The following is a 26,469-nucleotide window of genomic DNA, read 5'->3' as shown; positions in this document are numbered from 1 at the left end:
TTATGAGAAGAATTGCAATCATTGGTGCGGGAAGTATTGTATTTTGCAAAACGCTGATGCTGGATATCATGGCCACCAAAGCGCTGGAGGAAACCGAATTTGTGCTGATGGCTCCCTCCACAAACAAAACCTCCCAGGTTCAATCATTCATGAACAAGGTGATCCAGGAGAACGGTTTGAAATCCAGGGTGTCCATTACAACTGATCGCCGTGAAGCCTTGACCGGGGCGGATTATGTCATCTGCTCCTTCCAGGTTGGCGGTGTCTCCGCCTTCGAGATGGATTACAAGATCCCGCTCAAATACGGCGTCGATCAGTGTATCGGCGATACGCTGGGTCCAGGCGGGATCTTCCGTGCGCTGCGCAGTATTCCGGTCATTCTGGACGTCGCCAAGGACATGGAGGAATTATGTCCGGATGCCCTGCTGCTTAACTACGTCAATCCAATGGCGATGATCTGCTGGGCGCTTGGGGAGACCAACATCAAATTCGTCGGCCTCTGCCATGGCGTACAGACCACGCTGGATCTGATCTCCGGTTATACGGAGGTTCCGAAGACGGAGATCGATTATGTCAGCGCCGGCATCAACCATATGGGTTGGTTTCTCAAGCTGGAGCATGAAGGCCAGGATCTTTACCCGCTGCTCCGCGAGAAATTCGAGCAGCCTGAATTTTACGTCAACGAGAAGGTACGCGGCGAAGTATTCCGTCACTTCGGCTACTTCATGACGGAATCCACGGGCCATCTGTCGGAATATGTTCCCTGGTTCCGCAAGAATGACAAAGCGCTTGACCTCTACTGCGACGAGCCGTCCTTCGGCGGCGAATCCGGCGCCTACTTCAACTGGTGCAATTATGTGGCGGACAAATACAGTCAGACGAACATTCTCGATGATGAGCCGACAGCCCTGCCGCAGCGCAGCGTGGAATATTGCGCTTATATCCTGGAAGCGCTGGAGACAGGAAAACCGTTCAAATTCAACGGCAATGTGCGCAATGACGGCATGATCGCCAACCTGCCGCAGGAATGCTGTGCGGAAGGTCCGATCTTCGCTGACCGCAACGGATTGAACCGTGTATTGGTAGGCGACCTGCCGGCACAATGTATGGCGTTGAATTTGACGAATATCAATGTACAGCGCCTGGCGGTGCTGGCGGCCAAAACCGGCGATCCGGAATATGTGGTCCATGCCTGCGCGCTGGACCCGCTCACTTCAGCCGTACTTTCGCTCAAGGAAATCCGCGAGATGGTTACCGAAATGCTCGAAGCGGAGCAGCAGTGGCTTCCGCAGTTTGCAGGCCGCAAACCGCGCGCGACACCGACGATTCCGATTCCGCAGGATGTGCAGCGGGCGGAAGTTCCGATCGACCCGGCCCTAGCTATCTTCTCCCGGTTCGGAGAACTGGCGAAATAACGTCATAATCGCGGCGTTAAACGGCATAAAGCCGTATCCCGGGTCATCGCGACCCTGCGGATACGGCTTTTATTTTGTACCGGATACAGATATGCAGACACCTATCTTCTTGTTAAGGAAGCCCAGGTCTGTTCAAGCCAGGCATCGAACTCGTCGCCTTTGTCGCCTTCATAGGTGTCATAGATATCAAGGCGGGTCTTCTTCAGCTTTTCCTTGAATTCCTCATAGGAATGGCCCTGAGGCAAGCTTTTCTTGACTCGGACCAGAACTTTGCCGACACCTTTAATCAACTCGCCTTTGGGACGTGCCGGTGCTTGTACATCTTCGCCAAATGCCTGGAGCTTGCGGAAAGCAGCTTCCTGGACGCTGAATACCGTATCATGCATCATCCGGTGGGTAAGAACATCAATCGTCTTCGGATGGTTATACTGACCCAGCTCCTCAACCGCTTCCAAACGCTCCTTCCAGCTTGATGTACGGTTTGCCGCTTTCTTCAATTCCTCATAATTTGGGGGTAATTCGTTTGTTGCTTCCGTTTCATTCAAGCGATCCATTCTCCTTCTATTTCAATTCATCCTAACATCCAATGAAAACCTTCCTATGTGAATCCAGACAGCCTTCAATTGGTATTGTACCATCATCTGCGCAGAAACATCACTATTTTTCCAAAATCCAGCCGCTTCTGATATTTGACCTGTGCCTGTTAAACGTCATCCAGTGCCAGCAGCTGATTCGGAGCAACAGCCGCTCCGCAGAGCAGTGGATTATTGCAGCATCCGGCTTTGGCAAGGATTGACATAAACAAATGCGCAGGGTCATAATGGCATTAAGAGAGTCGGTTATCCCTATTCAAAGGAGGCGCGTCCAGATGGACAAACAAGCCTGCGACAGCAAGGAACGCCAGGAGTCCGCCGGCTCCAGCATATGTGAAGTTCTGCAGATCTTAGGTGCCAAATGGGCTTTCCTTGTTCTCGAAGAACTGCTGAACGGGACACAGCGTTTCAATCAGCTTCAGCGCAATCTATCCATCGTCAAGACCCAATCCCTTACCGATACACTCCGCCACCTGGAAAGCAACGGACTTGTCCTCCGTAAAGTTTTCCCCACCGTTCCTGTAACGGTCGAATATTCGCTGACGGAGAAAGGCAATGATTTTCAAGCAGCCTTGAAAGAAATGGACAAATGGGTTCAGAAATGGGGAAATCCGGTGAAGTCCGCTGAATCGGCGGGCCAAACCTCTTAACGCATAGCAGCTTGATTTTAACCGCCAGGGCACATTGCCCTGGCGGTTTTTTTGTGTCGGATGGCTTTTTGTGTTGGGCGGCTTTTGTCATGAGCGGCATCCACTTACTAAATGTTAGTTGATCCAACAATATGGACTATATCCAAATGAATTGCGTTCTTACTTTATGAAAGTAACTTTACTATAATCTGATTAAGCCTGGTGCAGGACATTGCCAAGTACTAAAAATCAATGGAGCTTCCCGGAGTGGTCCTACGGCTGAAACTCTAATTAAGAAAGGGATTGTTGACTGTGAACCGAATCAGTATTTACATTCTTACAATAGCCGTCTTCTTCACCGCTACTTCCGAGTTGGTGGTGGCAGGCATTCTGAACGTGTTAGCCGAGCAATTGCAGGTCTCCATTGCTCTCGCCGGGCAGCTTATTACCGTCTATTCGCTTGCCTTTGCAATCGGAACGCCAATTATCGTGTCGCTGACCGCGCGAATGGAACGCAAGAAGCTGCTGCTCCTTGCTATGCTTGTCTTCATCATCGGAAACGTCATTGCATTTATCAGTACAAGCTTCACCCCGTTAATAGCCTCTCGAATTCTATTGGGCGCAAGCTCTGGCGTCCTGCTGGTTGCCGCCTTCAGTGCCGCTGTCAAGCTGGTTCCACCCGAGAAAATCGGCAGCGCACTTGGAACCATTGTTCTTGGCTTCAGCAGTGCCATGATTCTTGGCGTTCCGGTCGGCATTGCGCTTACCAACATGTTCAGCTGGAGGGTGATTTTCATCTTCCTCGCTGCCGGCAGCCTCATCATCCTGATTGCCATGGCGCTCATGCTGCCGGAGATTCAAGGCGATGCTCCCGTACCTTTTGGCAGACAATTCACCGTGCTTGCCAACCCTGTTATTCTGTTCGCATTGGTGCTGGTTTTGTTCAGAGAAGTCGGCAACTCCGTCATGTTCACTTATTTAACTTCTTTTCTGGGCACGATTCTGCATCGAAGCTTATCCGACATCGGATTCATCATGCTCGCATTCGGAATTGCCGGTGCACTTGGGTCAAGGGTTGGTGGATCTGCTGTGGACAAATGGGGAACCTTGCGGGTCATCGTCATCAGCATGACCATTCATGTCGTGACACTGGTTATGCTGCCGCTGACGATCCACTCTTTTCCGCTAGCGATTGCACTTCTATCTTTATGGGTGATGTCCATGTTCGTTATGGGTCCGGCAACGCAAACCTACTTCATCGAGAAAGCGCCGCAATCGGCCAATCTGGTTATCAGCCTCAACACATCCGTGACGCAGATCGGTTTGGCGGCCGGAGCGGGTTTAGGGGGCATGGCAGTCACATGGAATGCTACTGTATTCTATAATCCCTGGATCGCCAGCGCTGCATTGTTTCTTGCTTTCATGGCTGCAGTTGTGTCCTTCCGTTACGGCACCAGGATGAAAGCCGGTACAGCGTAAAAAAAGGTGATTCGGTAAGGATTCCTTCCGGAGCAAGTTTTAAAATCAATTATACAAATTCAAAAATCTTCTATATGATTATTTTCAACGTGCAATTAAAGGAGATGACTCATATGGATTTAAAAAACAAAGTAGCCCTTGTAACCGGCGGCGGTACGGGGATCGGCAGAGGCGCTTGCCTTGCGCTTGCTGCGAAAGGATCGGCCGTCGTTGTGAACTATTCACGCTCCAGGGCGGAGGCAAATGAAACGGCACAAATGATCCATGATGCCGGCGGGCGTGCCATAACCATAAAAGCTGACGTTTCCCGGGATAATGAAGTACGTGAAATGGTTGATGACATCGTGCAGCAATTCGGGACGATCGATGTGCTTGTAAACAATGCAAGCATTACCCGGCATATCCCGCTCTTTGATCTGGAGGCTGTTACGGAGGAAATATGGGATGAGCTTTATGATGTCAACGTCAAAGGCATGTTCTATTGCGCGCGGGCGGTTGCCCCATTCATGAAGATGAATAAACAAGGAGCCATCGTCAATCTCGGCAGTATTGCGGGAAATACCGGATTAGGCTCTTCCCTTCCTTACGCTGTATCCAAAGCAGCCGTTCACGCTTTGACAAAATCGTTGGCTCGCGCCTTGGCTCCGGATATCAGGGTCAATTGCATTGCACCCGGAGCCGTAGCGACAAGATGGTGGGAGGGAAGGGAAGAACAAATGATGAAGCTCGCGCCTAATCTTCTGCTCCAGCGGATTTCTACTCCTGAAGATATTGCGGCATTTATTTGCGCGACCCTGGAACAAGAAGCGATTACAGGTCAAATCATTACAGTGGACAGCGGACAAACTTTATAGCAAAAATGAATCATCCCTTAAACTTGATAGATTTAATCCAGTTGTGACCGATAGAGGCGGGGCCTGTTGGGCTAGCCGCGCTTGAATTTGCCCGGTTAACACAGTATCCGTCTCCTCAAGAAATAGGAATACACGCGGACTGAAATCATGATCCCTTGACATGTCAGTATCGTAACCGAGCACTTCGCTTCCCGGACCGATAAGCGCGGCAGAATATTCGGTATTCGGGAAGCTTTTCATTATCGGTTCAACCATTTCTGCATAAAATCGACGACTCAACTCTATTCCTTGCACATGAAGCACTCCTTTCGTACCTTCAATCTCCTCATAACCGATCACGAGGAAGATTCCGTATGCTTGCCGGCTTATTCGATCAGTTCCGCAGCCTCTCCTACTGCAACAACTCCGGGGGACATTGGGCCAAGCACAAGCCGGAACTCGGCCGAGGCTTCCTGCCACTGCCCTTCTGCTCCGACCACCTTCAGATTTCCTTGACTGCCAAGCAGATTAGCGGGTACCGTGAAGACCAGCTCCAGCTCTTCATCTGCCAGATTGAATACGTTGATCACGCCGCCTTCCTGCCCCTCCAACGTGTGGAGATGAATATGCTCCGCCAAACCATGGAAGGTTCCCCTAACGAAATAAGCCTTCAACCTCTGGTACAAGGCCATCTGATTTTTGTAGCCTTCATACCGCTGTTCCTTATCATAAGGAGCCAGTTCTCCCGCAAACTCTACTGTTGGATGGCTCGTTTTCCCGCCAATGCCCAGATGCCGGACCGTCGAAGCCGTCCACCAGAAGAACACACAGGCGTCATTGTCCGCTGCCATAGTTATATGAAGATATAAGGGAATGCTGCAGCCCAGATTATAATAATACAGCGCAAGTGCTTTGCCCGTCTTCAGGTCCTCAATACAATTCCACATATACTCGAAGCCCCAGTTCTCGTTATAGCTGCCGATTCCTTGGGCCCCTTGGCGGAAATACGTTGGTGCGTAAAGAGCATTCGACCATGGCCATACCGGATCATGGACCTCCGTCAGCACCACGGGGCAATGGTTGCGCACCGCTTCGGCCAGCCGGTAAACTGCTTCGATGTGATGAAGCGGGGTAGACGGCACCGGATGTCCGTGGCTCGGATCATAGCATGGTCCCCTCCAATCCATCTCGTCAAACATCATGAAGCGGATACCCTGGCTTGTAATGGCAAGAATGCGCTTTAACTTCACCTCGAAATATGCGGGATTACACAGACAGGGTTCCTCGAAATGATATCCCCATACCGGTTCCATTTTCTCCGGCTGCATCAAGCCATAAGAATGACGGACCATATACTCCTCTTTCCAGTGAGGTTTATAAGCCCGCAGTATCGTACGATAGCCCAGATCAAGGCCATACTCTTCTTTTAATTGGACAACGAGTCCGTTAACGTCGCCCAGACGCGATTCATCCCATAATGTGAGACCTTCTGCAACCTCCCAGCCCGGATCGAGATAAAGCAGCTCGCAGCCGCAATCCTGGGCTTTGGCGGCTTCCTGCAGTACAGCGTCCCTGTGATAATGCTCACGAAGCTGATCCGCGTCCGAATGATGCCAGCCGATATCATATAACACATTCCAGTTAACGGGAGGATTGTAATCCTGCGGAAAAGTATGTCCTCTATCCTTCAGGAACGAACGATACCGTTTATAAGCCTGCCCTATTTCGCCCTCATAGAGATAATAGAAAGTTTGGCCGAACTTAAAAGATTCGCCTGGCTCCAATACTCTTGTGCCGGAGGGCTCTCCATAAAGGGCGAGGCCTGCTCCACCAAAACGCAGCACCTTCTCCTCTTTGCCCTCCACAACTGAATCCACCCTGGCCATGGAGTATTCTATCTGTTCATTGTTATATTTGATGATGACCAGGCCTCCGCTCGCATCTCCCCAAGCCCAGGCTTCCGACCGCAGTCCTTCCTCCGTAAAGCTTGGCTCCTCCCGGGAAGCATCCACATAAGCCGCATTTTTGCCTTTCCCTGCGATCAATTCATCAACGGTATAATCATGTTTGCTCCCGTCCAATTGAACCTTGAAGGGAATGGCGCAAAGACGCCAGCTTTCCCGGTCGTTCAACAGGGCTGTAAAACCGAACCGGACTTGATCGATATGAACAGGGGAGGGGTTCGGATTGGACAGCGTGAGCGTTTCGGATACTCCGTCCTCCACGTACTGGAAGCTCTGCTCCAGCACCAGGCCGGAGTCCGGAAAGCTGCCGCTGCAAATGGTCATTCCGCCATCTTGATTCTCTACTAACGCAGCTATTGTTTCTTGATGAATCGTCCCCTTTTCAAGACGGCTAATAATCTCATATTGATAAGGGCGTTCAGAGAAAGAGAGAGCAGACCCGGCTCCGACGAGTTTGGGAGTATTATTTTCCATTTTCAGCTTCAACATTGGGATAACTTCCTTTCGTTCAGCGATTGGTATTCCAATGAAAAATCACATTTTCAATATTCAATGCCGCGAACTTTCGAGAAAATCTTGGTGCTCCTCAATGAACCGTCCACCGCGTAATCGTTATTGCGTAAAATCCCTTCCAGTATGAAACCTAATCGCTGGGCTATGCGCTCGCTTCGGAAATTCCGCGAATCACATCGTATTTCAATCCGGTTGGCTTGTAATTCGTCAATGGCAAAAGTTGTGATGGCATCCACAGCCTCCGTCATATAACCTTTACCGCTCAATGAGGTGCGAATCCAATAACCAATCTCGAATTTGCGTGCTACCCAGTTAATCCGGTGAAGACCGCTGCTGCTGACAAGATCCCCTGTTTGTTTCAGAAATATTAGCAGCCTCAGATCCGTCCGCTCAAGGAATTGCAGTCTGGACTGCCGGATATTGATTTCGCTTTCCTCCTCGGATGGAATTTTGTCAGCCCACGGCATCCAGGGCCGCAGCTCCTCTATACTTTCCTTTACCGCTTCGTTGACCAGTATGCCATCGTTCCATAAAGGAGCCCGAATGAGCAAACGATCGCTTTCAAATTGCTCAGGAAACGATCGTAATATCGGAGCAGAAGTCACATCGCTCATTGGCATCCACCTCCAAACTAATCTGATTTTTTAATTATCCTTTCATTCATAAAAGAACGAGACGTTCCAAAACTTGCGCCACTCCATCCTGATCATTGGTTCCCGTTGTATCACTGGCTATTTCTTTTAACTCCTTAATTGCATTCCCCATCGCGACGGAATAACCGAATGTTCGGAACAAACCGATGTCGTTATAATCGTCTCCAAATACCAGAACGGATTGGCCATCAATGTGAAGGTTATCGCATAACCGTTTAACCGCCTCTTCTTTCGAGGCTTTTTTTGACATAATTTGCACCAATCCGTTATCGTCTGTTATCAAAATATTTACTTGTGTTCCGAATTGATGAATGAAAGGCTCTAATTGTTGGAATCCCGTCAGCAGGATTTTTGTAGCATCGAATCGTTTGAAATCCTCCAGCGATTTCACTACGGGATTTGTAAGGACGCTCATCGCAGCCGAATAATCAAGCTCCTTTAAACTGTACCATTCATCCTGCACTTCCATTGTCATTTCCGCTTCGGCATGAAACTGCAAACAATAATCGACTATTTCAGAAGTAAGCGGGCCGGGAATGGATTCGTTCATTTCCAGGCCTGAAAGAGGACAGGAAATTTGTGCCCCGTTGTAATAAACAAAAGAAGCAATCTTTAATAATGGTTCAGGAAGAAAATTCTTTACAGTCCTTGGCGGCCGGGCGGTGGCAATGATAATCGCAATTCCCTTGTTGTAACAGGCCATTACGGACTGCAAATTTCTTTCGGATACACGCTTATCGGAGCTCAGGTAAGTCCCATCCAAATCCAGAACGATAGCTTGAAACATACCTTGTACCGCCTCCCGCCGTCCTCTCATTTCCAGATCCTCTCGACCTGCTCTAAGTGATTCCAGTCAAAAGTCAATTTATAGATGTCGGGCTTGGTAGTCTTATCCCAGAACTCAAAGCCATATCGATCATCGTAGTAGTTCATGATGATCGTCATGATATTGCCGTGCGTGCCTATGACAATAGTGCTGCCCCGTTGCTCATCCAAAAGACTTTGTATGACAGGTAAGGCTCTTTGCTGCACACTGCGGGCAGATTCTCCTCCCTCCAATGCAAAATCCTTGTCATCAAAGGATTTGCGTATGGCTTCATACAATTGATCCCAACCAGTCTTATCATCCGGCCCCTCCATGGAACGTTCTCTAAGTGCCTCATATTCGGTGATCGTTAAGCCTTTCTGCTCGGCAATATATTGAATCGTTTGTTTCGCTCTCGTATAGGGACTGGAGGCCATATACTGGATGTCAATCCCAGTGAAAACCTCAGTGACACGCCGCGCTTCCGCCATCCCTTCTGCCGAAAGCCCCCGGCTTCTTTCCTTGCCGAATTCGAAAGGGGATTCAGCATGCCGGACCATATAAAGGATTGTTTTCATGTTGCCTCCTTTTTGAGAGACTTGTATAAAATAAACACGTCCCCGAATGTTGGATTCAATCTCATCCAATTTACCATATTGTTACACCTGGCGGCACTCAAAAATTGTATGTACCTGACGAATGGCAAGCAGCACCTTCTGTCCAAAAAACATGGGACCCGGCACCATCCGGCGCAGGGTCCCACAATGCTGCTAATTCGTTCTTCCCTTGAGGATATCTCCCTTATGAGGATCCGGCCATAGTGATTCATAGGCCGGACGGTTCACATAGCGGGCAACCGTCAGCTTCAACCGGGTTCCGGCACCAGGTGCAAGCTCCACGCAAATCCACTTGTCACGGACTTCCACCTGCTGGATGACTTCCCCCTGTTGGTTGTACATGACCGCTTCTTCGAAGTTATGTTCACCGTACGCACCTGCCTGCACAACCAGTTCCTTCCGCTCAAACAAGCTCAAATTCACCAGCTGCAGGGTCAATTCGCTTGCCGTAACGGATTCCACAAGAGCCGCCACATCAGCTGGCAGCCCGGGACGCTGCCGGAGCGCATCGAAATAACGGACGCTGGCATGCTGCAGGCCGCCATGTGAAACATGCATGGGCGCGCCAAGTGTCATCTGCAGCAGCCCTTCAAAATAAACCGGGCACATCTCCTGCCACTTATGGATGCTTGACAGATCCTCCAAATTGAACCCGTCCGACCGCCATTCTTCCGGGTCGCCTTCCGGCGATCGCATTTTCCGCAATTGATTATGGATCAGTTGGTAGTTAGCCTCCAGAATCCGCGTCGGATAATTCGGGTTATTCCCCTGCATATATTGAAACCAGGGAATGGTATTGCCGTTATAATGTTTGGTACTCTGGTAACTCCCCTTGCTTGCCCCCGACAGCCCCGGAATATGGACCTCCAGCGAGCTCTCATCCAGACCGGTTCGCAGGATCCGCTCCAAATCCTCATCCGCCATGGAGATAAACCATAAGTGAATGGGATGCATAGGATTGGCAGGACGATAATCAGTCCAGCCCCCGTCCGTATGCTTGTAAGGCACTAGCGGAAGGCCCGGATGGCCGCCCTCCTCCTTCCGCAGCTCCCAAATCAGATCCAACTGGGAGCGGGCCAAATCCAGCTGCTTCATATTCCCTGTCATAAGCACAGCATTGGCAGCAGCGTTTATCAGCGGCTCGATTATCGTCAGGAAACCATGCGGCCAGCGCCAGCCATAATAGCCGCCCCACCATTTGCCGTCCATGTATTCCCCGATTATCCCGCTTAATCCCACATTATCCGGAATAATTCCGCCATTCGCATCGATCCTCTCCTGCCAGGCAGCCGTGTATTCCAGCACCCAATCGCGATAGGATTCCTGCCCCGCATACAGATAGGCATGGGTCACCATTCCTGTAGCATTCAAATTGAGCGGGACATCTCCCCTGGTCATCCGCTGATTCATCATCTGGATGATCTCCTTATAAACCGCATCATCCGACCAGGGACATTTGCCCAAAGCATAATCTACGCCCGGCACATCCTCAAATGGGGCCGGATAATGATCCAGAATCCCGCGGTGCGTGCTCCAGTCCTCTTCCGTCAGATCGAACTGAGGGCCTTTGCTGCCGTTGATAGGCGAGCGGATCAGCCGCTTTTCCCGATCGTAATTGGGCGCTTCCGGATCGTCGCCGGTGTATAAAGCCGCAAACCGCTTGGCTCTCTGCCGGTTCTTCAAATAATCCGGGTCCGCAAGCCCCATGAAATATAAATAAAGATAGCCTTCCCCATGATGCATCCAGTCGTAATAGGCATCGAATTCACGGGAGATTTGCCCGTATTCCGTCCACTGCCACGTAATCCCTTCCCACACCTTGTGGGCCAGCTCCAGGGTTTCATCGCTTCCTCCGAGCACATACAACAGCGCCAAATACATGAACCCTTCATAAGGATCGTCTGACCCATCCATGCCCGGCCAATCCGGACGCCAAATCAAGGTGCCGTCAGGACGCACATACCGGTTCACGAATTCAACTGCCGCTTGGTTCAGTGTATCGAATAGCAATCTCTCCATCAGCGCCCAGTGGGGAGGATCCCAAGTTTCTTCAGCCGCCAATTTCATCATAATCTGCATCTCCCCGTTGTAAGTGGAATAAGAACATCAGCGTTTTTTCAAAATAAAATCATTGCCGACAAGGAAACGCCAAAATGCCAGCCTTTGGTACGTTTCTTTCTGCCCATCCGATCCATACCAGGGATACTGGGTCTTAAGGATCTCAATCACTTCCGGATCATCGAACCCGTCCGTATTAAACAGATTCCGCTGCTGCTCCACCGCATCCAGGCGGATTTTGAACACATAACGGGTTCGGTCCGTTTTGTTGGGCTGCGCGCAGTGCCAAATATCCTGGTGCATAAAAGCGATCGTTCCCGCTTTCGCGGCCAGATGGCGCTGTCCCTCGATATTCTTGTAGCGTGAGATGCTCCAGTAGCTGGCGCGCCGCAGATGGGAACCGGGCAGTACGAGCGTTGGCCCCATTTCGACAGGCGTATCATGGGCGAAATAGAAAGCCTGAATATCGAAATTGTGGGGGTTGGGATTCATGATGCCGGAATCCACATGCCAGTTCTGCGATTTGCTGTTGTTCGGCTTGACTGTGTGCAGGTAGGAATGGTCATACACATAATTCCGGCCGACCAGACTTTCTATGACTCCCCGCACCTGGGGCAAATCAAATACGCTGCGGATCGCCTCCGAGCTGTTCCAGAATTCATATCCCTGCGGCTCGACATTCAACTCATCCTGATAGACAGCCTCGTTCAGCTCCCGGGGAACCAGATCCTCCAGGACGATCAGCCCGTCGCTGCAAAAACGCGCCATCTGACGGGCATCCAGCAGATGCTCGTTTGCTGTTCTAGCCATCGGTCTCGACCTCCCTTTCCAACAGATATTCCCAAGGCAGATGGCCGGTTTCATTCTCATGGCCATGCATGAAATAAGGCAGCTGGGGAGCCTGGAGCACCTTCCATCCGTCCCTCATCGCATCCAGCACGGACGCATAAGGAGGGACGGCGGAATCTCCTGTTTCCATCCGGCTGTCTTCTGCGGACGAAGCTCCGTCATAGAGCGCCCAAGCGATTGTTTTGGAGCTGAGCTCAGGATTAACCAAACATAAGAATAGGACCTGTTGCCGTTTCACTGCCATGATGATCTCACCTCATTTATGAATTGGGACTTCCCGCTACTAGCTTCAACTAAAGATGGTAACCGCCATCGACCGGGACAATCGCGCCGTTGACCCACGATGACTTACTGCCGGACAGGAACAGCACCGCATCGGCAATCTGCTGCGGGGACCCTACATTCGGTTCCTGTTTGGCTGCCTCAGCCATCCGGTCCGCCTCCTCGGGACTGCCCGCAAACTGTCCAAACCATTGATTGAGCAGCGGAGTATCAATTCCTCCGGGCATCAATACATTGAAGCGGATACCTGCCTCCCTCAGATCAAGGGCCAGGCCCCGCGTCATATGGTTCAATCCGGCTTTAATCGTGTCATAGACCAGGTTGTTGCTGTCATTATGAATCGCGTTGATGGAGCTGATATTAATGACGCTCCCGCCGTTTTCCTTCAGATGGGCTAGCGCCGCCTGGACGAGGAAGAACGGGGCTTTTAAATTGACCGCGAGCAGTCTGTCCCAGTCCTCGTGCGTGATCTCATCGACGGGTTTATGGCATACGAGAGCCGCATTGTTGACAATAATGTCGATCCTGCCCCATCTGCCTAGCGCCTCGCGGACAAGCCTGTCAGGGCTACTGCGGTCCGCCAGATCAGCTTGCAGGAAATGGGCATCGCCTCCGCTTTCCGTAATGCCCCGGACGATGCCTTCCCCTCTCTCGCGGTCCCGGCCGCTTATCAACACTCTGGCGCCGTGACGTGCCAGTGTTTCTGCAGCTGCCTGACCGATCCCGCTCGTTGAGCCCGTAATAATTGCCGTTTTACCTTGAACGCTCATTTCTTCATCTCCCGGCAATGGTAATGGCTTTATTCCCTGTCAGCAGCGGAGCGGGGTCCGACGTCGGTCAGATCAATCGGCTGGAAACCAAGTGCCCATGCAGGCGAGTCCTCCAAAAGCGTGAAATTACCGCCTGCCGGATCCTCCAGACGGGGATCGGCATAGATCGAATGCAGATCGTATCCAAGCTGGTTCATATCCTCCATGGAGCGTTTGTCATTCAGCGAAAAATTCGCCTGTTCGTCGAACTTTTGATTGCCGGATTCCGGCTCGCCGCCTGAGATATCCCAGAACAGGTTCAAATCGCTGCTGAATCCTTTTTTGTCAAGCTGGCCGGAGTAGCCCGCCACAAACATCGGCTGCCCGTCGGCGACAATGATGTTCTTCTCGAATGTAAAGGAAAGATGATCCTCCGCTCTGCCAAGCGCGGCCTGGCCTTCACGGCCGAATGCGAAAATATTGTTGCGTACGATATTCTCCCGGCCGTAATGCTGATGAAACACCTGGCTGCTCGTCCTGAAGCAAATATTGTTCTCAATAAGGATATGCGAGCTGCCTTCATCCGGATAAATCGCCCAACCCCCATAATTGCATTTCTCAATATCATGGATCAGATTGCCGCGAATGACGGTTCCGGGTTGGACGCCAAGCGTATAAATTCCACCCATGTCGCTTAGAAGCCCGTGGCCGATATCGTGTATATGGTTCTTCTCGATCCGGTTGTTCTTCGACACATTCTCCGCATAGCCCCATACCCAGCCGCAGGAGATCCCCGTATAATACAGGTCGTGAATATGGTTATGCGAAAATGTATTGCCGGCGGAATGAACAGAGAGAATGCCGCAAGCACTATGAAAAATACGCCCGCCGGCGTGAATATGATTGTCCGTGATCCTGTTGCTGCCTGTACGCAGCAGGATGGAACCGCTGGCATCCGCGCCGTCCAGCTTGATTCCGCCAGCTCCCATATCGCTTATGGTGTTGCCGACAATCCGATTGGACATGCAGCCCTCGGACAGTTCGATCCCGTACCAGCCGATTCGCTCGATCCGGCAATCCTCGATGGAACAGTAGCGGACACCGCGCATGTGAACCACGCCAGGAATATGGAAAGCCGCCTGCGGCGCTGCGGCAAAGTCAATGCCCGGCAGCTCGAACCGTTCGCCGCCGCCTTTTGGCTGGATCCAATCCGTGTGGGCAAAGGTCAATCCCTGGAACGACAAATGCTCCACATACTTCTCTTCCTCCGGCTTGCCCTCAAGCTTCAATAGTTGGCGGGCGGAGCATGCGACCAGCTCCGTTTCCGCCAACGCTTCCCCCGGAAGGGGGATATAATAAACTTTGCCGGCTGTCCGGTCGAGATACCACTGGCCGGGATCGGTTAAAGCTTCAAATACATTCTCCACGTAATATTTGGCATAGCGCCGGGCTACATCGTCTTTAAGCACGAACATGCTCTTTCGGCTGGATTTCACCTCCCCCGTATCGGGATTAAAAGATGCCACCGGCATTCTTTCCTCGATCCAATAATGGACAGCCACGACATCGATGTCGTTCCTATTGCGCCATGAAGCATCGATATCGCCTTGTGCGCACACGAATGTATCTGTTCCGGCAAAGAGATCGCTGCTCATCTCCCCTCCTTGAAATCCGGTGCCCGGCACATCCTTCATCCAATAAAAACCCTGTTTGGGCAGACGGGTGCGGGACCGCCGCTCCCCATTGACGAATAGCTGACGGAAATATCCGTTGTCTCCGTCTGCAACCGGAGCATCGGCGACCCACATCGCAATGCCGCCTATCGTCTCTTCCCGCCAGCCGGATAACCGGCGTCCGCCATCCACAACAGGCGTTTCTCCCGGATAAGCGGCATAGGTGACAGCCGCCGAATCTTCCGGCGTGAACACGACAGGTTCCGTCTGATGATAATGGCCCCCGCGGAGCCATACCGTAACCGCCCCGGAAATCAGAGCGGACTGCTTCAGATGCCGGATGGCATCCCGCGCTCCGGCAATGGTTGCCAGAGGACCGTCATTGTCCTCAGGATGAGGCTCCGGCAGTCTCCCCGTCCATGTGTCTTTGCCTAATGTCGATACATACAGTTCGTTTACACTCACTTGTTACATCTCCTTCCGTATGGTACTGCTTATCGCTGTAGTCATTCTACTTCGCTTCCATCCTGCCGCCAGCTACGCTTTAATCGAGCCGGACGTAAGTCCTTCGATAAAATAACGCATGCCCAGCGTAAACATCAACAGCAAGGGTACGGAAGCGAACACATAACCCGATGTGATAATGCCAAGATCCGGACGGGATATTTTCCCTACCGAGTTACCCGAATCCGGCGCGTAGCTGGCTAAAGCCATGGAAATCGTCTGCAAGTCCGGCGTGCTGATCAGCAGCATGGGCCAGATCAGATCATTGTAGATCGAAAGAAAGTTCATGATTGCGATCGTAATCAATATGGGACGCGCCAGCGGAAGAGCAATCGACCACACGCAGCGGAATTCATTGGCTCCTTCCATTCTTGCCGCTTCGAACAGTTCTTCAGGCTGCGAGGTGAAGAAGGTGCGCAGCAGGAATATTGCAAACAGCTGACCGCCGCCGATATAGAAGACGGCCAGCCCTTCCAGGGAGTTCTTCAAGTGCAGCCAGTCCGCCAGCACGAAGTTTGGCGTCAGCAGCAATACGCCAGGTACAGTCATCAGCATGACAATAACCCAGAACATCAGATTCCGGCCTACGAACTTTAACCGGGCAAACGCATAGCCGCTAAGCGTCGAAAACAGCATGATGCCGAGGATAGAAATGACGCATAAATAGATCGTACGCAGGATCGGAGCCATCAAATCGAACAGCGCAAATGAAAAATTGCTGAGAATCGGCGGCCAGGGCATTCCCCAGAAATCGCCGTAGATCATCAGGCTGTTCCGCAGCGACATGGAGAGCATCATAATGATAGGCACAAAAGAAAGAATCAGGATAACAGCCAGCAAGGAATAGCTGATGATCGCTTTCGCATTTATTTTCCTTGGCATCCTCATTCGACTCCTTCCTGTTTCGAGAATCGCAAATTCAGTATTGAGCCGGCCAACACGAAGATTGCCAGAACAAATCCGATCGCGGAAGCATAACCGAAATTTGCATCGGAGATCTGGTTATACATCTGCAAGCCTGGTACATAAGTAGCCGTACCCGGTCCGCCGCGGGTGAACAGATAGATATTGGCAAACCCTTGAATGCTTCCGATAAACGTAAAAAACAGAATCAAACGGATTTGCGGCCGGATCATCGGCAGATCAATTTTCCAGAAACGTCCCCATGAGCCTATCCCGTCAATCGAGGATGAATCGTAGATATCCCTGCTGATTCCGATCAGCCCGCCGAAATATATCAGAAAAGCGAAAATGCTCACAAATGGAAAACCGGCCATAATAATACTCCAAAGGGCAATGCTCTCCTCGCCCAGCCAGGCACGTTTCCAGCTCTCAAGTCCGACTGCGTCCAGAAACTGGTTGATCATCCCCACCTCGGGCTCATACATCATCTTCCACAGCAGAATGCCGACAACGCCGGGCACGATGCTGGGGACAACGTAAGCCGTGCGGAACCAGTATTTCATGCGGCTGCTGCGAAGCCAGAAAATCAGCTCCGCAACGAGCAGCGGCATCGTCACTTCTTTAATAATCGAAGTGATCAGAATGATGAACATGTTCCAGATCCCGACCCAGAAGAACGAATCGGACCAAAGGGCAGCGAAGTTTTCAAAGCCGATGATCTTGAGCGGCTCCTTCAAGCTGAAGTTCGTGAAGGAATAGAAGACCGCCATCAGCGTCGGCGCAATATTAAAGATCAGAATCAGCACAATGGAAGGCAGCAGCAGCAGATAAGCCGACCTGGAACGCTTCAGCTTTCGGCCGAAACCGAGCACTGCTGCACGCCAGCTTGCGATTGACCAGACCAGAGCGCATATTATGGTCAAGATCAACGCAGCATTCACCACAATGAGGGTAATTTTGAAATAACGCAGTCTGTCTGCGTCGAGCGCGCTCTGGAGAGAAACCGTTACCGTCTCTCCCCGATCGGTCAATAGCAAAATTTCTTCGCCCGCTGTGCCCATAAGACTGTTTATTGTGCCAGCCGTCACACGCGCTTCATAATGCCCATAGCCCTGCGCATCCAGTACATACAGCTTGCCTTCCTTGTCACCCGCCAGAATATGACCTGCTTCATCGACTGCTGCAACCATCGTGACGGGATAGGATGAGATCTGGTTGATCCAGCGTACTTTCCCTTGCTCCGATACCAGCGAAACATGACCTCTCTCGTCTCCCGCCAATAGTTCCCCGTTCCCGCTCAAACCGAGCCTCGCGATGGGTTGAATCAGATTCGTTCGCCACAACTCATCTCCTTCAGGTGACAAGTATCCCACTTTGGAATCGGCAGTGCCGAAATATACGCCATTCTTCCCTGCAGCGACAGCGGTAACATCGAAACCAATTTTCGTCTTGTAGACGGCCTTGCCAGACTCGTCGAACAAGCCGACCCAAAATTTATCCGTATATTGCCCGATGCCATAAGCAATTGCCAGTTCACCGCTTGCCCCGGAGTCCAGTGCGATAACCCGCCCGTTGACATTGAAGCTGGACTGCTCATTCAGCGACAAATCAAATACAAAAACCTTCCGGTCGCTTGTGCCGACATAGATTTTGTTTTTGTCAGCCGACAGAGCCAGATCCGCTACTGTCCCTGCAAGCTTCTTTTCAAGGAGCAGCTGCCGCCCTTCCACAATAATCAGCCGGCTATCGCTGGTAATGGCAGCAGTTGTCCGGCTGCCCACTTCGATTGCTTTCATGATTCTCCCGCTGCCAAGCGGACTGCTCACCTGAACAGGTTCCCCGGAAGATGCAAAGGCGAAGTAATACAGCAAGTTGGCAATAATGATGAGGATCACAGCTCCGATCGCTGTCCGCAGCGCGTTACTTACAAGCGGCAACGCGCCTTTCTCCCGTGATAGGTTCGGCATAATACCCTCCCTCCTGGACGCTTATTGCCCGGGCGCCCGTTCCGGATGCTCGATGTCTTCCGCGGTCAGTCCTGCGTTCTTGATGATGGCATCAAAGTTCTTCATCCAGGATTGCTGGAGCTTCTTGCCGAATTCCTCCGGCGTTATCTTGCCTTCAAGCGCCTCTTTGTACAAGTTGAAGTGGGCCTTGCTCAAGTCCGGCACACTTGTCGATAACGGATTATTAATCGGAATTTCCGCGTTACCGAGCATCTGGACCCCTTTAAACATCTCCTCGATCTCTGCCGGCACCTTGACGTTTTTGACCATGACTGGACCGCCGGGATTGAATTTATCGGCTGCCACCATGCCGTCGACCCAAGCCTGATAGCCGGGCTGGGAAAGCCAGAACATGACGAAATCAAGTACCATATCCGTTTGATTCTGATTCTTTTCAATAATGCTTACATATTCGCCCGAGGCAGACTCTACACTGCGCACCGGCCCCTGAACGAGATCTCCCGTCATCGGCGGATTCTCGAACGTCCCCCAATTAAAAGGCTTGAGCGAGCTGGTATCCGTAATCTTCAGCTCTTCCAGCCGTTTCGGATCATTCAGATTGGCCATATCCTGCTTCACAGTCGGAAGGCTCCAGGTGCCGTCAATGATCATGGCGGCTTTCTGCTGAAGGAACAAGGGATAATCGTCGGAGCTTATGAAGAAATCCTTCTGCGCATATTTCGGGAATACTTTGGCCATATTCGTGACCATCTCCGTCATCTCCGGCGTATCGAAACGGATTTGCCCCTCTTTAATGGCCTTAAAAAACCTTGCCTGATTGAAATTGTATTTCAGATCAATATAGGGATCGTTCGGATCGGCCGTGAATGTACCATCCATTTCATCATCGTAGTTGTAATCGCCTTCCTTCGCCCGGACAATATCATGCCAGCCACGGGTAAATTGATCGAGATAGATCTCGATGACCCACTGCGGCACCTTCCATACAAAATTGGAGGCTATGGGAATCATTCCAGCCGCTTTGATGGTCTCGGACACGCTCACAAGCTCTTCCCAGTTGGTCGGCGGCTGCAGATTCAGCTTGTCGAAGATGTCTTTATTGTAGAACCACATAATATGAACCGATTGCGTCGGCAGCATGATGCGTTCGCCTTTGGCATTTTTGGCTACGAAGAAATTGAAGTCCAGGTCGTCATCCCACTTGTTGCCGGTATACGGGTTGACTTGATAACGGTATTTGTCAAAGTTCAAATACTTTGCATAGGTAGGCACGTAGTTGCCCGCCACCAGATCCGGGCGAGGCGTGCCAGCAGCGAGCAGCGTTCCAAGGACGGTCGGGTAATCACCGGCCGTGCTGCCCTTCGGCTCCCATATCAGCTTTACATTAGGCTGTACTTTTTTGTAGGCCGCTGCCAGGGATTCGAATGCTTTGGCAGCTCCTGTGTCTTCCGGGCTCCCATTCAGGGAGATGACGATTTCACCGCTGAAGGCTTTCACCCCCGCAGCAGGCGGTTCCTCTTCGGCAGCAGGCTCCACCGGCTTGTTTTCATCTTTATTTCCATTTGCTGACGGCTCGTTGGTAACAGGCTCATTGTTGGCGGGAACAATCGGCTTGGAAGAATCGCTGCATGCAGAAAGAATGGATGTTAAAGCAAAGACCATTATTACTAGCATCGTGCTGATTTTTTTCATGCATAACCCTCCACAGGAATAGGATAGATTTACATTCAAGCCCCTTATATGAATTTCCGCAAGCGAGATTGACGTGTATAAATCCTCATGCTGTTTGAACGGTTCGTTAGCTATTTATATACATTTCAAATAAAAACCACCACCTTTATAGCAATACTGAATAATAGAAGGATAGCGTTTTCAATGGTTGCCGGTCTCGGATTGGAGCTGCGAAAAGAACGATAAAGGTAATAAGCTTGGGGAGTTCTGATGCATATTGGAGGGAGTATGGGGGCGCATAGTTGTTGTAAACGTTTGCATGAATGTCGGAGAAGGTTTACACCTCCCCGCCGTTGCTGTCGATCCAATCGATTAAATTTTGTTTGGAATAGTTCAAATGCTGACGTAATCCATCGCGGGTCCCCTGCCAATCCTGCTTCAAAAGCTGATCCACGATTTCCCTGTGCTGTGTCATGGACAAATTATATTGCTTCGGTGTAGGATTGCCGACGGTCAAGATACGAAAATTCATGAGATTCTGATAGGTTTCCAAGATTTGAATATTCCCGCAGGCATTGATAAACTCCGTATGAAAAATCATATCAAAATGGCCATACTGCTCGATTGGCGTTACTGCCGGGTCAACTTCCGCAACGGCATGCCGTGTAAGCTGGTCGAGCCTGCCGGCGATTTCTTCAAACCGCTCTGCGGAGAATTGACGGTACTGTTCAATCACCCAGTAGTCGATCATCAGTCTGAATTCAATTACTTGCTCCACATAGCTCTTGTCAATTCCGACGACAAAAGTCCCGACCTTGGGCACGGTTTTGACCAACCCTTCCGCTTCCAGACGGTTGAGCGCTTCCCGGATTGGAGTGATGCTGATTCCCAAATTTTTCGCTAGGACGGGAATGGATATTTTCTCATTGGAACGGAAGGTTCGGCGGATAATTAACTGCTTCAAAGTTATGTATACCTGATCGAATAAATTGGAAGTTTGAATTTTAGGTAAATCCACAGCAACCACGCCTCTTTCTCAAGATGAAAAATCATACCGCCTATTCTTATATATAAGATATAAGAAGGATGTAGGGAAGTCAACCTAAACATTATCCGACAATAAATTCAAAAAAAAGAGGCGCAGCCGCTGCCGGCCCACCCCAATCGTAGATTCATCCTATATGAAAACCTAAACCATAATTTTACAAATATCGTTCGTAAACTCCACCGGATCCTGCAGCGGCAGTCCTTCGATCAACAGCGCCTGATTGTAAAGGAGAGCCGTATAGAGCTGAAGCTTTTCCTTATCCTTGCCATTGGCATCCTTCAGCGACTGGAATACCGCATGATGCGTATTGATCTCAAGGATCTTGTCCGCTTTCACATCCTGGCTGTTCGGCATGGCTTTCAGTATTTTCTCCATTTCGATGGTAACCTCGCCGTCTGTGGAGAAACATACGGGATGGGTCCGCAGCCGCTTGGAGGCTTTAACGCCGCTTACTTTATCCGCCAGAAATTCTTTCATGGCGTCAAACAGCTCTTTATTCTCATTCTCGTCGGCATCGGACTGATCCTGATCCTTGTCTTCCTCTATGCCGAGGTCGCCGCTCGAAACGGATTTGAATTCTTTCTCTTTGTAGGCCATGATCATTTTGATGGCAAATTCATCAATGTCATCGGTGAAGTAGAGAATCTCATAGCCTTTATCCGCAACCATTTCGGTCTGCGGCAGCTTGTCGATTCGTTCATTCGTTTCACCGGACGCATAATAAATATATTTCTGGTCTTCCGGCATTCTGGCAACGTATTCGTCCAGCGTGACCAGTTTCTTCTCTTTGGAAGAGTAGAACATCAGCAGATCCTGAAGGACATCCTTATGGCGGCCATACTCATTGTAAACACCGAATTTCAGCTGGCGGCCGAATGATTTGTAGAATTGCTCGTATTGATCCCGCTCGTCTTTAAGCAGCGATTGCAGCTGGCTTTTGATTTTGCTTTGGATGTTCTTGGCAATCAGCTTCAATTGACGGTCATGCTGCAGCATTTCCCTGGAGATATTAAGTGACAAATCCTCAGAATCGACCATCCCTTTGACAAAGCTGAAATAGTCGGGGAGAAGATCGGCGCATTTGTTCATAATCAGCACGCCGTTGGCGTACAGCTCCAGACCTTTCTCGTATTCCTTGGAATAATAATCGAACGGAATGTTAGCCGGAATGAACAAAATCGCCTGGTACCGTACCGCGCCATCAACGCTCAGATGGATATGCTTAAGCGGCTTGTCAAAGCCGTAATGCTTCTCCATATAAAAGGACTCGTAGTCCTCGGGAGTCAGCTCGCTTTTGTTTTTTCTCCAAATGGGAACCATGCTATTGACAGTCTGCTCTTCCTGATAATCCTCGAATTCATTCTCGCTGCCTTCTTTAGGCCGCTTGCCGGAAATCTCCATCTTGATCGGGTAACGGATGAAATCGGAGTATTTCTTGATAATCGCTTTCAAGCGATATTCTTCGAGATACTCATCATAACTCTCATCCTCTGTGTTTTCCTTGATTTTGAGGATGATTTCCGTACCGACCGAATCCTTCTCATAAGGCTCAATGGTATAACCTTCAGCGCCATGGGATTCCCATTTGAAAGCACCTTCGCCACCCAAAGGCTTGCTGATAACCGTTACCACATCGGCAACCATGAAGGCGGAATAAAAGCCTACCCCGAACTGACCGATGATATCGTGGCCGTCTTTGGATTCATTTTCTTTCTTGAACGCCAAAGAACCGCTTTTGGCGATAATCCCAAGGTTATTTTCGAGATCCTCCTGGGTCATGCCAATACCGGTATCTGTAATAATCAGCGTCCGGGATGCTTTGTCCGCGGTCACTTTAACAAAATAGCTGTCCTTGTCGAAGGCCAGATTATCATCGGTTAACGCTTTATAATAGATTTTGTCGATTGCGTCGCTGGCATTGGAAATCAGCTCTCTCAAGAAGATCTCTTTCTGCGTGTAGATGGAGTTGATCATCATATCCAGCAGTCTCTTGGACTCTGCTTTAAACTCTTTTACTGCCATCCTTATCTCTCCCTTCCATAATAAAAAGACACCCGTTTTTTGTAAAATAGGTTGAGGTTTTGTGATTAGCACTCTAATCCGTTGAGTGCCAACCCTTATTTTATATCATTCCCCATTTTTAATGTCAATACAGACATGCAGGTTTGTCCAAAAAAATTTAAGCCCGATGCGGACATAAGAGGCTTTTCAAAGTGCGGGGCTCCAGATGATCCTGCTACAGATCCCCCGCCAAATCATGTTATGATGAGGATAGACAAGCGTACAGGAGGTTTTATGCGATTATGAGGAAAATTGCCATTATTGGTGCAGGAAGTATCGTATTTTGCAAAACTTTGATGTTGGATATTATGGCGACGGAAGCGCTGGAAGAAACGGAATTTGTGCTCATGGCTCCCTCCACCGCGAAGACGTCCCAAGTAGAGGCTTTTGCCAATAAAGTCATTGCGGAGAACGGATTGAAGTCGAAGGTTTCCATTACGACGGATAGACGGGAAGCGCTCAAAGGCGCCGATTATGTGATCTGCACCTTCCAGGTCGGCGGAGTTGCCGCCTTTGAAATGGATTACAAGATCCCGCTCCAATACGGAGTGGACCAATGCATCGGCGATACGCTGGGTCCTGGCGGTATTTTCCGCGCATTGCGGAGCATTCCCGTTATTCTCGATGTGGCCAGGGAAATGGAAGAACTCTGCCCGGACGCGCTGCTGCTTAACTATGTAAACCCCATGGCGATGATCTGCTGGGCGCTCGGTGAAACCAAGGTGAAATTCGTGGGGCTCTGCCATGGCGTGCAGACGACTCTGGACCTGATCGCAGGTTATACGAACGTTCCCAAAGCAGAGATCGATTACGTCAGCGCCGGCATCAATCATATGGGCTGGTTTCTCAAGCTGGAGCACGAAGGCAAAGACCTCTACCCGCTTCTCCGCGAGAAGTTCGAGCAGCCGGAATTTTACGTTAACGAGAAGGTGCGGGGAGAAGTATTCCGTCACTTCGGATATTTCATGACGGAGTCGACTGGCCATTTGTCCGAATATGTCCCCTGGTTCCGCAAGAATGAACGCGAGCTGGCGCTGTACTGCGACGAACCGGCTTTCGGCGGTGAATCCGGCGCAGCTTATGCGTGGTCGGCTTATGTGGCGGACAAATACAATCAGCCGAATATTATGGATAACGAGCCGACGAAGCTGCCTGCCAGGAGCGTCGAATATTGCGCCTATATTATTGAAGCGCTGGAGACAGGCAAGCCCTTCGCATTCAACGGCAACGTGCGCAACGACGGGATGATTGCCAATCTCCCACATGACTGCTGCGCGGAAGGCCCGATTTATGCGGACCGGACGGGACTCCACCGCACGCTGCTGGGTGATCTTCCTCCGCAATGCATGGCGCTTAATATGACCAACATCAATGTGCAGCGGCTCGCCGTGCTGGCTGCCAAATCAGGGGACCCCGAAGCGGTCGTCCACGCATGCGCACTGGATCCCTTAACCTCGGCGGTGCTTTCGCTCAAGGAAATCAGGGAAATGGTAACGGAAATGCTGGAAGCGCAGGCACAGTGGCTGCCGCAGTTTGCCGGCCGCGAACCTAAAGCTGCGCCGACGATTGCGATTCCCCATGATGTACAGCGCGCAGAGGTTCCGATAGATCCAGCGCTTGCGATATTCTCCAGATTTGGCGAGCTTGCGAAATAGCCATAATTATTTCCGTTTTTTATTAGACGGCATTATGTTAAAATATGAGTTACATTTAATGAAGCAGGTGAACAAGTTGAACGCGCAATCCGATTACGCTGTATTATTGTTTTACAAATTTATAGACGTGCCCGATGCGGAAACATTTACGCAGGAGCATTTGGCTTATTGCAAGGAGCTTGGCATCAAGGGACGCATCTTGATCGCCGATGAAGGAATCAATGGTACATGTTCGGGGACGATTGAGCAGACGGAGAAATATATGCATGATCTGCGCCAGAATCCTCTTTTTGCCGATATTGTCTTCAAGATTGACGCTTCCGAAGGACATACCTTTAGCAAGATGTTTGTCCGTTACAAGAAAGAGCTGGTCACGTTCCGTTTCAATGAGGAAGATATTAATCCGAATGTGCAAAGCGGCAAAAGACTCGCGCCCAAGCAATTTTATGAATATTTGCAGCGGGATGATGTTATTGTGCTCGATGGACGCAATGGTTATGAATATGATTTAGGCCATTTCCGCAATGCCATCCGTCCGGATGTGGAAACATCCAAGGAATTTCCGGAATGGATCCGGGAACATTTAAGCCAGAACAAGAACAAACCCATTCTCACCTACTGTACAGGAGGCATACGCTGCGAGAAGCTGAGCAGCTTCTTGATGAAGGAAGGGTTTGAGGATGTGTACCAGCTTGATGGGGGCATCGTCACGTATGGACAGGACGAGGAAGTGAAAGGCAGATTATTCGACGGCAAATGCTATGTCTTCGATGAGCGCATTTCCATCCCGATCAATCACACGGAGGAAGCCAATGTTGTGGGAAAATGCCACCATTGCGCCAAACCCGCCGACACTTATATCAACTGCGCCAATGATCTTTGCCATCTGCAGCATATCGTTTGCGAGGAATGTGCGAATGAACATGATCATTACTGCTCCGATGAATGCAGTACCTTCTCGCAGGCTATATAGCACTACTTATGAAGCGGCAGCCTTGGAATGCAAGTCCAAGGGGGCCGCTTCTTTTTGGCGCTCCCCCTTATTTACCCCCTAATTTTTCCTTAATTCACCTATAATGCCCTCCCTATGCCCCTTTAAATGCCCTCCCTATATCCCTCCATAGGAGGGACCCCAGAGAGGACCGCCCCACTGGACTCCCGGAATGGTATAACGTTGGCATCACAGAGAATCGGATGTGAGCTACTGCTTACCATGATCGTTTTCGTCCCTCCGGGACACACTTCCTTATCGCGCTCCCGTGGCACCCGTGGACTTCGTCCCATGATAACGTCGATACACCAGAGACGCGTTTAACTACCCGTTCGATGAGAAAGTTTACTTCTAGACTTTGCTTCTTTTCCCCGTCCCGCAGGGACATTCGACAGCCCGAGTGCGCAACATGTGAAAGTGGGTCCCGAATGGGACGTAAACGCGGCTTGCTCGCCGCTGCTCTCACGCTGGCAGCAGCGCCTACGTTATACCTTCCCGGGTGTCCAGAGGTCGGAAACCTTTGGGGTCCCCCTCTGGGGGATTTAGGGGGAGAACTC

General features: G+C 50.5%; 22 protein-coding genes. 6 read left to right on the top strand and 16 right to left on the bottom strand.

All coding sequences use genetic code 11. The features are described from left to right. Nucleotides 1-2: 2 nt before the first annotated feature. On the top strand, nucleotides 3-1,415 hold the full coding sequence (melA, locus tag IEY46_RS04615) for an alpha-galactosidase (RefSeq protein WP_188989577.1): 1,413 nt from the start codon (nucleotides 3-5) through the stop codon (nucleotides 1,413-1,415). 101 nt (nucleotides 1,416-1,516) lie between these two features. On the opposite strand, the gene IEY46_RS04610 is transcribed toward melA (IEY46_RS04615), so the two are convergent. Next, the gene (locus IEY46_RS04610) at nucleotides 1,517-1,960 is read right to left on the bottom strand and encodes a HEAT repeat domain-containing protein (protein ID WP_229750059.1); all 444 of its coding nucleotides are present in this window, start codon (nucleotides 1,958-1,960) and stop codon (nucleotides 1,517-1,519) included. 323 nt (nucleotides 1,961-2,283) lie between these two features. Here IEY46_RS04610 and IEY46_RS04605 point away from each other — a divergent pair, with 323 nt between their 5' ends. From IEY46_RS04605 to IEY46_RS04595, 3 genes are all read left to right on the top strand, one after another. After that, nucleotides 2,284-2,658 carry a winged helix-turn-helix transcriptional regulator gene (locus tag IEY46_RS04605; protein WP_188989573.1) on the top strand — a complete coding sequence of 125 codons (375 nt, stop codon included), beginning with the start codon at nucleotides 2,284-2,286 and terminating at the stop codon, nucleotides 2,656-2,658. Between the two features lie 291 nt (nucleotides 2,659-2,949). Continuing rightward, a complete protein-coding gene (locus tag IEY46_RS04600; protein ID WP_188989572.1) occupies nucleotides 2,950-4,116 on the top strand; it encodes an MFS transporter in 1,167 nt (388 codons plus the stop codon). Nucleotides 4,117-4,229: 113 nt separating this feature from the next. Next, nucleotides 4,230-4,970, top strand: a complete 741-nt coding sequence (locus IEY46_RS04595) for an SDR family NAD(P)-dependent oxidoreductase (RefSeq protein ID WP_188989569.1) — start codon at nucleotides 4,230-4,232, stop codon at nucleotides 4,968-4,970. Here the strand turns inward: IEY46_RS04595 and IEY46_RS04590 are convergent. The 15 genes from IEY46_RS04590 to htpG form a co-directional block, all read right to left on the bottom strand. Continuing rightward, complete coding sequence (locus IEY46_RS04590; protein WP_188989567.1) at nucleotides 4,965-5,309, bottom strand: hypothetical protein; 345 nt, start codon at nucleotides 5,307-5,309, stop codon at nucleotides 4,965-4,967. The two genes, IEY46_RS04595 and IEY46_RS04590, sit on opposite strands and share 6 nt — an antisense overlap. A gap of 26 nt (nucleotides 5,310-5,335) precedes the next feature. Next, entirely contained in the window at nucleotides 5,336-7,402 is a 2,067-nt protein-coding gene (locus IEY46_RS04585; protein WP_188989566.1) for an alpha-galactosidase, read from the bottom strand. A gap of 53 nt (nucleotides 7,403-7,455) precedes the next feature. Then, entirely contained in the window at nucleotides 7,456-8,040 is a 585-nt protein-coding gene (locus IEY46_RS04580; protein WP_188989564.1) for a GNAT family N-acetyltransferase, read from the bottom strand. Nucleotides 8,041-8,086: 46 nt separating this feature from the next. Further along, complete coding sequence (locus IEY46_RS04575) at nucleotides 8,087-8,866, bottom strand: HAD family hydrolase (protein ID WP_188989562.1); 780 nt, start codon at nucleotides 8,864-8,866, stop codon at nucleotides 8,087-8,089. 26 nt (nucleotides 8,867-8,892) lie between these two features. Further along, the gene (locus IEY46_RS04570) at nucleotides 8,893-9,462 is read right to left on the bottom strand and encodes a histidine phosphatase family protein (protein ID WP_188989560.1); all 570 of its coding nucleotides are present in this window, start codon (nucleotides 9,460-9,462) and stop codon (nucleotides 8,893-8,895) included. A gap of 192 nt (nucleotides 9,463-9,654) precedes the next feature. Next, on the bottom strand, nucleotides 9,655-11,571 hold the full coding sequence (locus tag IEY46_RS04565; protein ID WP_188989558.1) for a DUF8034 domain-containing protein: 1,917 nt from the start codon (nucleotides 11,569-11,571) through the stop codon (nucleotides 9,655-9,657). A gap of 36 nt (nucleotides 11,572-11,607) precedes the next feature. Next, on the bottom strand, nucleotides 11,608-12,369 hold the full coding sequence (locus tag IEY46_RS04560) for a phytanoyl-CoA dioxygenase family protein (RefSeq protein ID WP_188989556.1): 762 nt from the start codon (nucleotides 12,367-12,369) through the stop codon (nucleotides 11,608-11,610). Further along, nucleotides 12,362-12,652, bottom strand: coding sequence for a hypothetical protein (locus IEY46_RS04555; protein WP_188989554.1), 291 nt, complete (start codon nucleotides 12,650-12,652; stop codon nucleotides 12,362-12,364). The genes IEY46_RS04560 and IEY46_RS04555 overlap by 8 nt, the downstream gene beginning before the upstream one ends. A gap of 49 nt (nucleotides 12,653-12,701) precedes the next feature. Continuing rightward, nucleotides 12,702-13,460 (bottom strand): SDR family NAD(P)-dependent oxidoreductase, encoded by a 759-nt coding sequence (locus IEY46_RS04550; protein ID WP_188989552.1) that lies wholly within the window; start codon nucleotides 13,458-13,460, stop codon nucleotides 12,702-12,704. A 29-nt stretch (nucleotides 13,461-13,489) separates the two neighbouring features. Then, nucleotides 13,490-15,577 (bottom strand): right-handed parallel beta-helix repeat-containing protein, encoded by a 2,088-nt coding sequence (locus tag IEY46_RS04545; RefSeq protein ID WP_188989550.1) that lies wholly within the window; start codon nucleotides 15,575-15,577, stop codon nucleotides 13,490-13,492. 72 nt (nucleotides 15,578-15,649) lie between these two features. Beyond that, on the bottom strand, nucleotides 15,650-16,498 hold the full coding sequence (locus IEY46_RS04540) for a carbohydrate ABC transporter permease (RefSeq protein WP_188989548.1): 849 nt from the start codon (nucleotides 16,496-16,498) through the stop codon (nucleotides 15,650-15,652). 2 nt (nucleotides 16,499-16,500) lie between these two features. Next, nucleotides 16,501-18,486, bottom strand: coding sequence for an ABC transporter permease subunit (locus tag IEY46_RS04535; protein ID WP_188989546.1), 1,986 nt, complete (start codon nucleotides 18,484-18,486; stop codon nucleotides 16,501-16,503). A 21-nt stretch (nucleotides 18,487-18,507) separates the two neighbouring features. Continuing rightward, entirely contained in the window at nucleotides 18,508-20,178 is a 1,671-nt protein-coding gene (locus IEY46_RS04530; RefSeq protein ID WP_188989544.1) for an extracellular solute-binding protein, read from the bottom strand. Between the two features lie 316 nt (nucleotides 20,179-20,494). Next, nucleotides 20,495-21,175 carry a GntR family transcriptional regulator gene (locus IEY46_RS04525; RefSeq protein WP_188989542.1) on the bottom strand — a complete coding sequence of 227 codons (681 nt, stop codon included), beginning with the start codon at nucleotides 21,173-21,175 and terminating at the stop codon, nucleotides 20,495-20,497. A gap of 171 nt (nucleotides 21,176-21,346) precedes the next feature. After that, nucleotides 21,347-23,227 (bottom strand): molecular chaperone HtpG, encoded by a 1,881-nt coding sequence (htpG, locus tag IEY46_RS04520; RefSeq protein ID WP_188989540.1) that lies wholly within the window; start codon nucleotides 23,225-23,227, stop codon nucleotides 21,347-21,349. 281 nt (nucleotides 23,228-23,508) lie between these two features. On the opposite strand from htpG, the gene melA (IEY46_RS04515) reads away from it, so the two are divergent. After that, nucleotides 23,509-24,921, top strand: a complete 1,413-nt coding sequence (gene melA / locus IEY46_RS04515) for an alpha-galactosidase (RefSeq protein ID WP_188989538.1) — start codon at nucleotides 23,509-23,511, stop codon at nucleotides 24,919-24,921. A gap of 58 nt (nucleotides 24,922-24,979) precedes the next feature. Beyond that, nucleotides 24,980-25,894 carry an oxygen-dependent tRNA uridine(34) hydroxylase TrhO gene (gene trhO / locus IEY46_RS04510; RefSeq protein ID WP_188989536.1) on the top strand — a complete coding sequence of 305 codons (915 nt, stop codon included), beginning with the start codon at nucleotides 24,980-24,982 and terminating at the stop codon, nucleotides 25,892-25,894. The last annotated feature ends 575 nt before the right edge of the window (nucleotides 25,895-26,469 follow it).

The sequence above is a fragment of the Paenibacillus nasutitermitis genome, assembly GCF_014641075.1.
In the GTDB taxonomy this organism is placed as follows: Bacteria; Bacillota; Bacilli; order Paenibacillales; family Paenibacillaceae; genus Paenibacillus_Z; species Paenibacillus_Z nasutitermitis.
This window is presented reverse-complemented; position numbering and strand designations above follow the sequence as displayed.

What these genes read in the sequence shown, in the direction of transcription:
- melA (WP_188989577.1), top strand. Translation starts at nt 3, where the DNA reads ATGAGAAGAATTGCAATCATTGGTGCGGGAAGTATTGTATTTTGCAAA.
- IEY46_RS04605 (WP_188989573.1), top strand. Translation starts at nt 2,284, where the DNA reads ATGGACAAACAAGCCTGCGACAGCAAGGAACGCCAGGAGTCCGCCGGC.
- IEY46_RS04595 (WP_188989569.1), top strand. Translation starts at nt 4,230, where the DNA reads ATGGATTTAAAAAACAAAGTAGCCCTTGTAACCGGCGGCGGTACGGGG.
- IEY46_RS04585 (WP_188989566.1), bottom strand. Translation starts at nt 7,402, where the DNA reads ATGTTGAAGCTGAAAATGGAAAATAATACTCCCAAACTCGTCGGAGCC.
- IEY46_RS04580 (WP_188989564.1), bottom strand. Translation starts at nt 8,040, where the DNA reads ATGAGCGATGTGACTTCTGCTCCGATATTACGATCGTTTCCTGAGCAA.
- IEY46_RS04575 (WP_188989562.1), bottom strand. Translation starts at nt 8,866, where the DNA reads ATGTTTCAAGCTATCGTTCTGGATTTGGATGGGACTTACCTGAGCTCC.
- IEY46_RS04570 (WP_188989560.1), bottom strand. Translation starts at nt 9,462, where the DNA reads ATGAAAACAATCCTTTATATGGTCCGGCATGCTGAATCCCCTTTCGAA.
- IEY46_RS04565 (WP_188989558.1), bottom strand. Translation starts at nt 11,571, where the DNA reads ATGATGAAATTGGCGGCTGAAGAAACTTGGGATCCTCCCCACTGGGCG.
- IEY46_RS04560 (WP_188989556.1), bottom strand. Translation starts at nt 12,369, where the DNA reads ATGGCTAGAACAGCAAACGAGCATCTGCTGGATGCCCGTCAGATGGCG.
- IEY46_RS04555 (WP_188989554.1), bottom strand. Translation starts at nt 12,652, where the DNA reads ATGGCAGTGAAACGGCAACAGGTCCTATTCTTATGTTTGGTTAATCCT.
- IEY46_RS04550 (WP_188989552.1), bottom strand. Translation starts at nt 13,460, where the DNA reads ATGAGCGTTCAAGGTAAAACGGCAATTATTACGGGCTCAACGAGCGGG.
- IEY46_RS04540 (WP_188989548.1), bottom strand. Translation starts at nt 16,498, where the DNA reads ATGCCAAGGAAAATAAATGCGAAAGCGATCATCAGCTATTCCTTGCTG.
- IEY46_RS04535 (WP_188989546.1), bottom strand. Translation starts at nt 18,486, where the DNA reads ATGCCGAACCTATCACGGGAGAAAGGCGCGTTGCCGCTTGTAAGTAAC.
- IEY46_RS04530 (WP_188989544.1), bottom strand. Translation starts at nt 20,178, where the DNA reads ATGAAAAAAATCAGCACGATGCTAGTAATAATGGTCTTTGCTTTAACA.
- htpG (WP_188989540.1), bottom strand. Translation starts at nt 23,227, where the DNA reads ATGGCAGTAAAAGAGTTTAAAGCAGAGTCCAAGAGACTGCTGGATATG.
- melA (WP_188989538.1), top strand. Translation starts at nt 23,509, where the DNA reads ATGAGGAAAATTGCCATTATTGGTGCAGGAAGTATCGTATTTTGCAAA.
- trhO (WP_188989536.1), top strand. Translation starts at nt 24,980, where the DNA reads ATGAAGCAGGTGAACAAGTTGAACGCGCAATCCGATTACGCTGTATTA.